General features: G+C 66.6%; 11 protein-coding genes. 5 read left to right on the plus strand and 6 right to left on the minus strand.

The window, feature by feature from the left end; translation table 11 throughout:
* Window positions 1–330: 330 nt before the first annotated feature.
* From FQ137_RS12105 to FQ137_RS12115, 3 genes are all read left to right on the plus strand, one after another.
* A complete protein-coding gene (locus FQ137_RS12105; RefSeq protein ID WP_149292890.1) occupies window positions 331–669 on the plus strand; it encodes a hypothetical protein in 339 nt (112 codons plus the stop codon).
* Between the two features lie 243 nt (window positions 670–912).
* Window positions 913–1,758: an exodeoxyribonuclease III gene (locus FQ137_RS12110; RefSeq protein ID WP_149292891.1), complete on the plus strand. Its 846-nt coding sequence runs from the start codon at window positions 913–915 to the stop codon at window positions 1,756–1,758.
* Window positions 1,759–1,839: 81 nt separating this feature from the next.
* A complete protein-coding gene (locus tag FQ137_RS12115; RefSeq protein WP_149292892.1) occupies window positions 1,840–2,298 on the plus strand; it encodes a PPOX class F420-dependent oxidoreductase in 459 nt (152 codons plus the stop codon).
* Here FQ137_RS12115 and FQ137_RS12120 read toward each other — a convergent pair.
* Window positions 2,291–3,445 carry a hypothetical protein gene (locus tag FQ137_RS12120; RefSeq protein ID WP_149292893.1) on the minus strand — a complete coding sequence of 385 codons (1,155 nt, stop codon included), beginning with the start codon at window positions 3,443–3,445 and terminating at the stop codon, window positions 2,291–2,293. The genes FQ137_RS12115 and FQ137_RS12120 overlap by 8 nt on opposite strands.
* A gap of 280 nt (window positions 3,446–3,725) precedes the next feature.
* Between FQ137_RS12120 and trpS the strand changes: the two genes are divergently transcribed.
* Window positions 3,726–4,808, plus strand: coding sequence for a tryptophan--tRNA ligase (trpS, locus tag FQ137_RS12125; RefSeq protein WP_255584220.1), 1,083 nt, complete (start codon window positions 3,726–3,728; stop codon window positions 4,806–4,808).
* Between the two features lie 200 nt (window positions 4,809–5,008).
* Here the strand turns inward: trpS and FQ137_RS12130 are convergent, their stop codons facing one another.
* The 4 genes from FQ137_RS12130 to FQ137_RS12145 form a co-directional block, all read right to left on the minus strand.
* Window positions 5,009–6,019, minus strand: coding sequence for a ribonuclease HI family protein (locus tag FQ137_RS12130; RefSeq protein ID WP_149292895.1), 1,011 nt, complete (start codon window positions 6,017–6,019; stop codon window positions 5,009–5,011).
* Between the two features lie 81 nt (window positions 6,020–6,100).
* Window positions 6,101–6,364: a hypothetical protein gene (locus FQ137_RS12135; RefSeq protein ID WP_255584222.1), complete on the minus strand. Its 264-nt coding sequence runs from the start codon at window positions 6,362–6,364 to the stop codon at window positions 6,101–6,103.
* Between the two features lie 44 nt (window positions 6,365–6,408).
* Window positions 6,409–7,632 carry an acyl-CoA desaturase gene (locus tag FQ137_RS12140; protein ID WP_149292896.1) on the minus strand — a complete coding sequence of 408 codons (1,224 nt, stop codon included), beginning with the start codon at window positions 7,630–7,632 and terminating at the stop codon, window positions 6,409–6,411.
* Between the two features lie 45 nt (window positions 7,633–7,677).
* Window positions 7,678–8,793 carry a flavin reductase family protein gene (locus tag FQ137_RS12145; RefSeq protein ID WP_149292897.1) on the minus strand — a complete coding sequence of 372 codons (1,116 nt, stop codon included), beginning with the start codon at window positions 8,791–8,793 and terminating at the stop codon, window positions 7,678–7,680.
* 257 nt (window positions 8,794–9,050) lie between these two features.
* On the opposite strand from FQ137_RS12145, the gene FQ137_RS12150 reads away from it, so the two are divergent.
* Window positions 9,051–9,650 (plus strand): TetR/AcrR family transcriptional regulator, encoded by a 600-nt coding sequence (locus FQ137_RS12150; protein ID WP_149292898.1) that lies wholly within the window; start codon window positions 9,051–9,053, stop codon window positions 9,648–9,650.
* Window positions 9,651–9,699: 49 nt separating this feature from the next.
* On the opposite strand, the gene FQ137_RS12155 is transcribed toward FQ137_RS12150, so the two are convergent.
* A complete protein-coding gene (locus FQ137_RS12155; protein ID WP_149292899.1) occupies window positions 9,700–11,100 on the minus strand; it encodes a D-alanyl-D-alanine carboxypeptidase family protein in 1,401 nt (466 codons plus the stop codon).
* Window positions 11,101–11,130: the final 30 nt, after the last annotated feature.

Below are 11,130 nucleotides of genomic sequence, written 5' to 3' on the forward strand. Positions count from 1 at the left end.
GGAACTCCGGGCTTCCGTCTATCGAGATCGCACCGGAGGCCCCTGGTCCGAGTCTCCGTTGCTTGTGACGGTCCACGCGAGAGCGTCGACGGGACTGAGCCGTCCGACCGCTTGCGCATACGCTACGAGAATCCCGAGTGCCGTGGCGGTGGCCTCGTCCCAGCCTGCGCCGATCCCGGCGCCGGGTGGTTCTGTGGCTCGGAGGGGTACTCGTGAACGCGGCGGCGGGGCGGTCGCGGCGAGACTGCTCGCGGTGCGGCCGTGGTGAGCTGACCGGCAGGTTTGCCCGGATGGTGCCCGAGGGCATGCCCTGACTGCTACCAATAAGCCATGCGCTCTGTGATCGCCCCACTCGCGGCACTGCTTGTCATGACCGGATGCTCGAGCGAACCCGCGCTGTCCCTCGATCAACAGCAACAAGCGTGGGAACAGACAATGCGTGACGACGCGTGCGAATCAATCCAGACGCTGACCCCCGGCATCCTGGAGCGCGCGTGGGCTATGGACGCGATGGCCGAGGGCACGGGCACCAGCGAGGACATTCGTGTCAGCATTGATGCGGCACGCCGGGGCGAGCCGTACAACTGCCGCGATCAGATTTTCAAGCGGTTCTATGAGGAGCAGTTGGTATCACGGTTTAACGAGTCACCGAAGGGCGAAGCGGGGTAGACAACGAAACCCGCTCCCTGAGACACAAAGGGTGTATTCGGGCAGATGCCTGGACCTGTTCGGGATCAGCCGGATGGTGGCGGTGACAGCATGAGTGGGGGTCGATGTCTCATCGAGGTCCTGAGAGTCAGTCATGGCGCCAATAGATCACCGCGTTACGACAGTGCAGTTGCCTTCTTCTTCGCCTGATGACCGATTTGCGCTCGTCATCCTCGAACGATCGCTGCGGCTACCCTGGGCGGCGTGACTCTCACCGTTTCCACCGTCAACGTCAACGGGATCCGCGCCGCCGTCAAGCAGCGTTCGGAGACCAACCTCGGGTTCCTGCCCTGGCTGGAGGCCAGCGGCGCGGACGTCGTAGCGCTACAGGAGGTGCGCGCCGACGAGGACCAGACGCGGAAGGCCCTGGAGCCCGCTCTCGAGGCGGGGTGGCATCTGGTGGGGGCGCCATCCGAGCTCAAGGGCCGGGCCGGGGTCGCGCTGCTGTCCCGCGCCGAGCCGGCCGACGTTCGTGTCGGCTATGACGAGCCGGAGTTCGCCGAGTCCGGCCGCTACATCGAGGCCACTTACCCGGGCGCGAAGGACGGGGAGACCGTCACCGTGGCCAGCCTCTACCTGCCGTCGGGTTCGGCGAACACGCCCAAGCAGGACGAGAAGGACCGGTTCTTGACGACCTTCCGCGAGTTCCTCGCCGAGCGGGCCGAGCATCTGCGCGGCCGCGGCAGTCACGAAATGGTCATCTGCGGCGACTGGAACATCGCTCATCGCGAAGAGGACCTGAAGAACCACAAGGGCAACCACAAGAGTTCCGGCTTCCTGCCGCACGAGCGTGAGTGGATGACCGACGTGTTCGCTGACGGCAGCGGCTGGACCGACATCGTGCGTCACCGTCGGCCCGACGAGATCGGCCCGTACTCGTGGTGGAGCCAGCGCGGCAAGGCGTTCGACAACGACGCGGGCTGGCGCATCGACTATCACGTGGTCACCGACGGCCTGGTTGACCGCGCGGTGAGCGACTGGGTGGACCGCGCGAGCGCCTACGACATGCGGTGGTCCGACCACGCGCCGGTGACCGTAGTCTACGAGTAGCGACGACGAGGAGAACGGCCACACCGTTCGGGGCCGCAATCGCGGATGCTTCGTGGGGAACGGGTCCGTAGTGTCGGCACCATGCCGAAGTATGCAACCGCCGAACGCCCTGATCGAGCCGGGCTCGACGACTTCCTGCGCCCCCGTCACCGTGCCGTCCTCATCACGCGCCGATCGTCAGGCGGCTTGCAGTCCTCGCCGGTGACCTGCGGCGTCGACGCGGAGGGCCGTCTCGTCGTGGCCACCTACCCGCAGCGGGCGAAGGTGATCAACATCCGCCGCGACCCCGCCGTGAGCGTGTGCGTGCTCTCGGACGATTTCGACGGTCCGTACGTCCACTTGGACGGCACCGCCGAGATCGTCGACCTGCCAGAGGCCGTGGAGCCGCTCGTTGAGTACTTCCGCAGCGTCGCCGGTGAGCACGACGATTGGGATGAGTACCGGGCGGCGATGGTGCGCCAGGGCAAATGCCTCATCCGCGTGACTATCGAAGACTGGGGACCGGTCGCCACGGGTGGGTTCCCACCCGAATTCAGCTAGCCGTGTGATCGTGTTGCTGTGTTCCGGTGATGCGCTGATACCAGCTGAGCAAGTGAGACGACTGGCTTTCCGAATTGTTATGCGGCTGATTTGTCATCCTTTCCGCATCGCGGTGCAGTCTCGTTGCCACCGCTCGACGAAGCGATATGGCGCTGAGCCATCTGACGCGGGCGGCAGGTTCGCTGAAAAGAATTAACGGCACTATGGCTGAAAAGACGCCGATACAGCCGACAGCTACTTGGAGACGCGGAGACTGGGAGTCTAGAGATGCCAATGTTAGCGAGATGAACCAGACTCCAGCTGTGAGGAAAATAAGAAACGAATTTACCAGGCTGCCACGTCGCAGTTCGACCTGTCCAAAGTAAGTTGCGGACAGGGACAGTGCCAAAGTTATGGTAGTTAGAGCGCCCAGTCCGAGCGTTGAATGCCACGGCGAGGAGCCGAAAAGCAATCCGGCAAACCATATTGAAGCCCCCGCGGTAACGCACATCCCGGCTAGTAGAGACATTGTAAATCCTGGAGTAGCTCGAGTTGGTGTGGAAAAGGCGGGTAAGACCTGCTGGGCAGCTTGTCGACGCTGCTCCTCTTTAGCCTTACTGGCAAAAGTTGCACGGGCTCGATAGTGTTCGGGTCCAAGATAGAGAAGCTCAGTGGTTAACGAGCACATCAAGCATATGAACCCCGCCGATACGAGGCAAAGTGCGGTAATAGGAATATTAATTCCGTGGGGTGTGGATGAAAAAATCGTAGCCAGTGAAATGGGCGGCGTAATTAGGCCAATAAAAATCGCAGCTGAACTGACTGGCGTAGCAAGATATGCCAATTCTTGGTCTCGGTTATCTCGAATGCGTGCTGCTAGAGAGAAGGCGATAGTGGCAAGCAGTGTTGACGAGGTGAGCAAGACCGCCATTGCGCCCATTGCGGTCGAGGAGTCCAGCGATGTAATTAGGTATGGCGAAAATTCGCTACTGTAGGCGGAAAGGGTGGCCAAAATCGAAAATCCTACGAAGACCACCGTGCCAACAGCGGCGAATTTGGCCATCTGGCCGATGATCCGTCCTTCAAGTTCGACAGCAGCTCGAATCCAACCCGCATCGCTCGCAAATTGGGCGCCGGACTCTTGAGTGGGCTGGGCGGAGTATGACATCTGTCCCCTTTTTGTCGTGGTGAGGCGTGGTAACGCAGCATAGGGTTTTAATCGCTGGGATAGGGTCTTCTATCTGTGGGTGCTCAGCCAATGAGAAGTTGAAGTTCGGCCTTGGTCCAGGACGGTGGCTGGCGGGTTATGGCATTTACTTCTCTGGTGCTTGGGCTGCCTGAAGGCGACTCCAAGGCGCGGCGGCCAGTTGCGCTATGACGAATCGTCTCGGAAGAGTTGCACGGGTGGGTACGAAGCGGTCCCACATGGCCGTGGGATGATGGGCGCCATGTCTGAGCAGTTCTCCTCCGCAGCTCCCACGCCGGCGACAGGGCCGACCGAGGCGCAGGCGCCGGCCAAGCGCCAGCGCGTCCTATCCGGTATTCAGCCCACCGCCGATTCGTACCACCTCGGAAACTACCTGGGCGCGGTCCGGCAGTGGGTGGAATTGCAGGACGACTACGACGCCTACTACTTCATCCCGGACCTGCACGCGATCACGGTGAAGCAGGACCCCAAGGAACTGCGCGAGCGCGTCTTCCGCGGGTGCGCGCAGCTGCTCGCCCTGGGCGTCGACCCGGCCCGGTCGGTGCTGTTCGTGCAGTCACACGTGCCCGAACACGCGGAGTTGGCGTGGGTGCTGGGCTGCATCACCGGATACGGCGAGGCCGCCCGGATGACCCAGTTCAAGGACAAGGCCGCCAAGCAGGGCACCGACGGCACGACCGTCGGCCTGTTCACCTACCCGGTCCTCATGGCCGCTGACATCCTGCTCTACCGCCCGCACCTCGTGCCGGTGGGCGAGGACCAGCGTCAGCACCTCGAGCTCACTCGCGACCTCGCGATGCGGTTCAACTCCCGCTACAAGAAGACCTTCGTGGTGCCTGAGGGCAAGATCCTCGAGGGCTCGGCCAAGATCTACGACCTGCAGGACCCCACCGCCAAGATGAGCAAATCCGGGGACAACCCCAAGGGCATCGTCAACCTGCTCGACGACCCTAAGGTCTCCGCCAAGCGGATCCGCAGCGCTGTCACCGACTCCGATGGAACCATCCGCTACGACCGCGAGATGAAGCCGGGGGTGTCCAACCTGCTGGTAATCCAGTCGTCGTTCACTGGCCGGTCCGTGGACGACATCGTGGACGACTACCAGACCGCAGGTGCCGGCTACGGCGCGCTCAAGGCCGACACGGCCGATGCGCTCGAGGCGTTTGTCACCCCGCTACGCACGAAGTTCGATGAGTTCATGGCCGACCGCGGTGAGCTCGAGCGGATCCTCGCCGACGGAGCTGACCGCGCCCGTGCGGTTGCTGGCCCGGTCTTGTCGCAGGTGTACTCGGCGGTCGGATTCACCGCACCCCGCCGCGGCTGAGCTCAGCGCCACTTCACCCGGCCGCGGCTGAGCCCAGCGCCACCGCACCCGCAACCGCGCGCAACTCCTGCACACGCTCACGAATTTTCATGCGCGGCTGCAGGAGTTGCGCGCGTATGCCAGTGGCACTGGGGCTGCGGGGGGCCAGGGGCTTTGGCTGGGACGGGGGAGGGGGGCGGAGTCTGGAGCCGGGCGTCGGCTCAGGCTTCGCGAGTGCCCTGCTGATATATCTGCTTCCAGTCGTCGCCGGTTCGCTGCCAGATCGAACTTCGAAGTGACGTCACCCCGCCCGGGCCGGACTCGCGCCACAGCAGCAGCACGACGTCGTCGGACAGGCGCCGGGTCTCCAGCACCTCGAGTTCGACAGCCGCGAGGGATTCACCGGCGTCCCCGATTTCGCGTCGCGTCCAGGTCCGGCCAGCGGGGTCGACCTGCCTCCACCTCACATCGAGCAGGCGCGTGAGTTTCTTGCGGTCCCCGCGCACCTCCTCCGTGAGGAGGGACCGTTCGAGGTCGACGACGAGGTCCTCGATTGCGGGGCCGGCAGGCGGGGCACCGGCCCCGGGGTCCGCGGGGCCGGTCGAAGCCTGCCCGTCCAGCGAGAACAAGTCGGGCTCGTCGGCTGAGGCTGAGCTCGTCGTTTTTTTCCCGCTCGTCGCAGCCGACGAGCGGGCAGCGCCTCCCGCTGTGGGGTCCCCTCCCGCGGCGGGCGGGGATGCAGGGTCGTCACCCGCGCCGACGGCCTGCGCGCCCGGGTACCCCGGGCCGGCCTCCGGTTCTTGCCTGGAGGAGTGAGCCTTGGCCGCGCCGTTCGCCAGGTCGTCGGCCTTCTCGTTGAGTTCGTGGCCTGCGTGGCCCTTGACCCATTCGAACGTGACCTCGCGGCCCTTCATAGCCTCATCGAGGGCCTGCATCACCTCGACGTTGAGCACGGGCTTGCCGTCGGCCTTCTTCCAGCCTTTGCGCTTCCAGCCTGCCATCCACTTGGTGATGGAATTGATGACGTACTGCGAGTCGCACAGGATGTGAAGTGGCTCTGGGACGTGAGCCGTCTGACGCAATAGATCCAGGACGGCGGTGAGTTCGCCCTGGTTGTTGGTGCCGCGTTTCCAGCCGCCGCAGCGCCACGTCGAGTCGTCGATGTACCAGGCCCATCCGGCGGGGCCGGGATTTCCCAGGGCGGAGCCGTCCGCTGCGGCGATGATCGTCACGGTCGACGATCCTGCCACCGTGGCCGGCGCCACTGCGCACCGGCCACGTCGAGGGTCGCCAGTGACTCCCCGGTGGGGCGGTTACCCAGGCAGGTCGCCGTCCTCGCCGTCCTCGTCGTCGTCATCGACGTCGATCGGCCGGCCGTCCGTCGTCTCGGTTTTCTCGGCGCGTCGGGAGAGTGCGGCCGCCTCGCGCATCTCGATGCCCTCGGTGACGAAGTCTCCGAGTTCCCTGGCGATCGAGCCGATCGCGTCGGTGATGATGACGGCGATCCGACCCACCAGTGACGCGCCCGCCTGGACCCCCGCCTGGACCTGGTCCTTGTTGCGTTCGAAGTCATTCATGGATGGTTCCCCTCATCGGTGATGCCCACGACGGTACCCGCCGCTCAGGCGGCAGAGGGAGCCTTCGTGCGCTCGATGAGCACTGCAGGGGCGTCGGCCGGCGTCGGGGGCAGCGGCAGCGCCAGGCGGAACATTTTGGCCCACACGTTCCCGATCTGCTTCCACAGTGGGCCGGTGTTGTACGGCAGTCCGTGTTCGGTGCAGATTCGACGGACCTCGTCGGCGATCTCGGGGTAGCGGTGCGCCGGCAGATCGGGGAACAGGTGGTGCTCGATCTGGTGCGACAGATTGCCGGTCGCAAGGTGCATGAGGGGGCTGCCGGAGATGTTGGCCGAGCCCAGCATCTGTCGGACATACCACTCTCCGCGAGTCTCGTTGGCGGTCTCTTCCTGCGTGAACACCTGGGCGCCGGACGGGAAGTGGCCGCAGAAGATCACCGAGAAGGTCCAGATGTTGCGCACCACGTTGGCGGTGAGGTTGCCGGCGAACGTCAGCGGGAACAGCGGACCGGTGAGCGCCGGGTGCACGATGTAGTCCTTGGCCACCTGCCCGCGTACTTTTCGCCACCACCCGGCCACGACGCCCTTGACGTCGGACCACTTCCGCTTGCCCTTGAGTACGTTCTCGTACTCCAGGTCGTGCGCCATGACGCCCCACTCGAACAACATCATCAGCGCGAACGCGTACGCCGGGTTTCCCAGACGCAGCGGGTTCCACGGCTGCTCGTACTCCATCCGCAGCAGGCCGTAGCCGATGTCGCGGTCCAGGTCGAGAATGTTGGTGTACGTGTGGTGCAGGTAATTGTGCGAGTGGCGCCACTGGTCGGACGGGCACACGTTGTCCCACTCGAAGCTTGACGAGTGCAGCATGTCGTCGTGCATCCAGTCGTACTGGCCGTGCATGACGTTGTGTCCGATCTCCATGTTGTCCAGGATCTTGGACGCACTGAGCGCCGCGACCCCGGCCAGCCAGGCCGGCGGCAGGAAGCCGAAGAACATCAGGGCGCGGCCGGCCAGCTCGAGCCGGCGCTGCGTCCGGACGATCCGCAGGATGTAGTCGCGGTCGGCTGTGCCGAGGTCGGCCACCACGCGGTCACGGATGGTGTCGAGTTCTCGGCCGATGATCTCGACCGATTCGGCGGACAGCACGATCGGCTCGGCACCGGGGCCGGGGCCGGGGCCCGCGTCTGCGACGGTGTTCGTGTCGGCCGTCTTTGTCGGCTTCGATGGCTTCCTCGGGCGGAGGGTGGGCAGTTGCAGGAGAGTCATGATGGTGTCCTTCCGGGGTGTTCCGGGCGGGTGGGGATGGGAGTTCTAGAGCTCGATCTCGACGTCGCCGACGGGTGCGTTGACGCAGATCTGGACGTGGCAATTGGGTGTGGCGTCGACCTCGCCGGTGCGCAGATCGCGGGTGGTGCCGGAGACGCGCACGGCGGTGCAGGTGTGGCAGATGCCCATCCGGCAGCCGTGCTGGGGGCTCAGGCCCGCGGCCTCGGCACCCTCGAGGAGGGTCGTCCCCTCGTTCCGGACGGTGACGCCACTGCGCAGGTGGGTGACGGTGCCGCCGTCGCCGTCCGGCACCGGGCCGGCCGACGAGGTGAAGCGCTCCCGCAGGATGCCGGAGAACCGCTCCGCCCCGAGCGCCTCCTCGAGTCCCACGGCCAGCCCCTCGGGCCCGCATAGGAACACGGTGGCGCCATCGTGCCACGGTGCGACGACCTCGAGATGGTCGGAGGTGAGGTGGCCGGACATGCCGTCGGGGGTCGTCCCATCGGCCGTGGGGACCACGCGGACCGTCACACCCGCCCGGGATAGCTCACGGAGTTGCCCCCGGAACGGCACGTCCCGGACGCGACGGGCATAGTGCAGCCACGCGACACGGCCGTTCGCTCCGTTCGCCTTGTGGTCGTCACTACAGTGACTTTCCGCCGCCAAGGTCGAGGCGATCGACAGCATCGGGGTGATGCCGCTGCCGCCGCTGATGAGCAGCACGTCGGCCGGGCGGGCCTCCGGCAGCGACATCTCGCCCACCGGGCTGCCGAGGAGCAGTCGCATCCCGGGTTCGGCACGGTCCCAGAGGTAGTTCGACACCACGCCGTCGGGGTGACGGCGGACGGCGATGGTCGCCAGACCGTCGCGGCGGGATGCGGGATCGACGGGGGAGTAGTGGCGGCGGTGGATGACGCCGTCTACCACCACGCCGATCTCGAGCGCGGCGCCCGGGGCCGGCCGGTTGACCCCGGAGGGCAGCCGCAAGGTGAGGACGGTGACGTCCGTGACCGGACGCTCGACGGCCACGACGGTCGTCCCTGTCGGGTCGTCGGACCAATCCACGCCCAGGGAGCGGACGTAGTGCTCGACCGGGTGTGGGGTGAGCAGGGTACGGGTGAGGCGTCGGGAGAAGAGTCGGCGGATGGGCGGAGCGGTCATGTGGACCTCCGTTGAGGATGTGGGTCGGTGTGGTCGGTCGCCGTCGGACGCGGTTGCTCCTCAAAGTTCATCGCGCCTCGCACCGGGTCGGCGCTGTCGCGTTCGGGAGTTGCATCCGTCCGGTTCGACCACCGGACGCATCTGAGTGTACATCTGTTCTCTCAAATGGGAAGAGGGGTGATCTGCACCCCAAGCAACGATCCGACGTGGAGCTGCGGCGGGGGCAATCGGTGCTGGCCACCAGTAGAGTAAAGCTCGTGAGCATCCCCAGGACCCGCGCTGAGCAGAAGCGGCACACCCGTGCACTCATCGTTGGGGCGGGTCGAGAGGCGGTAGCCACCCGCGGCTTCAGCGGGCTCGTCGTTCGCGAGCTGGCGCGCGAGGCCGGCATCGTCCCCACGGCCTTCTACCGGCACTTCGAGTCCGTCGACGACCTCGCCTCGGAGCTCGCGGTGGGAGCGGCCGACGCTCTCGCCTCGTTCATCGACGAGCTCATCTCCACCGCGACCGACGACCCGGTCACCACCTGGCCCCGCCTGGCCACCGCCGCCGCCACCCGGGATCCGCAGACCTGGGCGATGCTCGCGCGCGGGCTGGTCGACACCGCCCACCCCGACCATCGGGTGCTCGCGGCGGCCGTCGATTCCGCCCGCCGGCGGCTGGGGATCACCCTGGGCCGGCTCGAGACGCTCGCCGGAGCGGACGACACCTCCGTGGACATCGCGGCCGACCTCGTCGTCGTCGTCCTCCTCCGGGTTCTCTTGGAGGTGGCGGTCGGTGACGACGAGCGCTCCGCGGTCGACGGGTGCGCCGGGCGATTGCGGATCATCCTCGCCGGCGCGGCGACCGGATCCTGACGGTCCGCCGCTCGCGAGGGGTGGACCGGCGGGGGATCAGCTCGGCGGGCTAGTTCCGCGACCTCAGCGTGAGCACGGCCCCGACCAGCACGACGAGCCCGGCCGCGCCCACCGCCAGCCACGGGGCGTAGCGCCCGAGCACCGACTTGTCGACCACCGCGGCGTCCGGCTGTCCCGCTGCACCGAGCGGGCCGGAGGCCAGGTGTGTGGTCCCGTCGTCGCTGGACTCCTGCTGCCCCGAATCGAGAAATCCCACCGGGTCCGCGCCTGCGGCCGCAAAACCCGCGTCCAACAGCGCGGCCGCCTGCTGCCACGGCGGGCTGGGCACGCGGGTGCCGTCGAGCAAAACCACCGCGAGCCGTCGCCCGTTGCGCTCGGCCGCACCGATGAAGGTGTGGCGGGCGTCGTCGGTGAAACCGGTCTTGCCGCCGAGCGCTCCGGGGTAGTTGTAGAGCAGTTGATTGTCGTTACCCAGGACGAAACCGGGGTTGACCACGACGCCGTCCCCGCGCATCGTCGGGCCGGTGTATTCCGACGCCGCCGCGGGATCCGGAGGCTCCGCGCCCTCGCCGGCGGGATATCCGGGGAATCCAGTGGACTCCGTGGCGACGGTCTCCGCGAACGCGGGTCGGGTCATCGCATCGCGAAAGATCAGCGACATGTCGTAGGCCGTGGACATCATGCCCGGACCGTCCAGCCCGTTCACCGTCGCGACGTAAGTACTGCGCGCGCCGATCTCGGCGGCGTGGGCGTTCATTGCGGCGATCGTCTGCTCGATCCCACCCAACTGGTGTGCGAGCACCACGGCCGCGTCATTGCCCGACGACATGAGGAGCCCGCTGAGGAGTCGCCCCACGGTGTACTTTCCGCCGGGGCCGATTCCAACCAGGCTCCCCTCGGCACCCTCGAGGTCAGCGTCAGTGACCTCGATGATCTGGTCCCGGTCAAGAGCGTCGAGGACGACGGAGGCGAGCAGTGTCTTGATGGTGCTGGCGGGACGGTACCGCCCGTGGGGATCTTTGGCCGCCACGATCTCGCCGGTGTCCAGGTCGGAGATCAGCCACGAGCTGGCTGTGACGTCGCGGGGCACCTCGAAGTGGTCGGGCGCCACGATCTCGCAGCCGGCAAGCGTGTCACCCCCCGGCGGGCTGTCCGGGACGGGGGGAGGGGTCGGTGACGTGCGCCCGGGTAGAGGGACCTCCGACTCGTCGACGGGAGCGGGCGGGGCGGTGCGGTATGGGCACCCGGTGATGTCGCGGGGGGTGTCGAAATACGACGACGACGTGGTGGACGGCAACACTGCGACCGGCGGCGGCTCGGTCAGCGGAATGTCCGGGTTGGGCTCAACGGCTGCGGCGGGACCCGCTGTGGCGAGCGGCGCCAGCGCGACGAGGGCTGCGGTCACGAGGCCGGCGGCTCGCTGGACGGGCCGTCGTCGGATGCTGGTCACGGGTGCTGAGTCTACGTCCGGCCGGGGACG

Origin of the sequence: Dietzia sp. ANT_WB102 (assembly GCF_008369165.1) — a bacterium.
Classification (GTDB): Bacteria; Actinomycetota; Actinomycetes; order Mycobacteriales; family Mycobacteriaceae; genus Dietzia.

Bases quoted from the DNA above. Each gene is read 5' to 3' on its own strand.
- FQ137_RS12115 (WP_149292892.1), top strand. From the start codon at position 1,840: ATGCCGAAGTATGCAACCGCCGAACGCCCTGATCGAGCCGGGCTCGAC.
- FQ137_RS12105 (WP_149292890.1), top strand. From the start codon at position 331: ATGCGCTCTGTGATCGCCCCACTCGCGGCACTGCTTGTCATGACCGGA.
- FQ137_RS12135 (WP_255584222.1), bottom strand. From the start codon at position 6,364: ATGAATGACTTCGAACGCAACAAGGACCAGGTCCAGGCGGGGGTCCAG.
- trpS (WP_255584220.1), top strand. From the start codon at position 3,726: ATGTCTGAGCAGTTCTCCTCCGCAGCTCCCACGCCGGCGACAGGGCCG.
- FQ137_RS12120 (WP_149292893.1), bottom strand. From the start codon at position 3,445: ATGTCATACTCCGCCCAGCCCACTCAAGAGTCCGGCGCCCAATTTGCG.
- FQ137_RS12145 (WP_149292897.1), bottom strand. From the start codon at position 8,793: ATGACCGCTCCGCCCATCCGCCGACTCTTCTCCCGACGCCTCACCCGT.
- FQ137_RS12140 (WP_149292896.1), bottom strand. From the start codon at position 7,632: ATGACTCTCCTGCAACTGCCCACCCTCCGCCCGAGGAAGCCATCGAAG.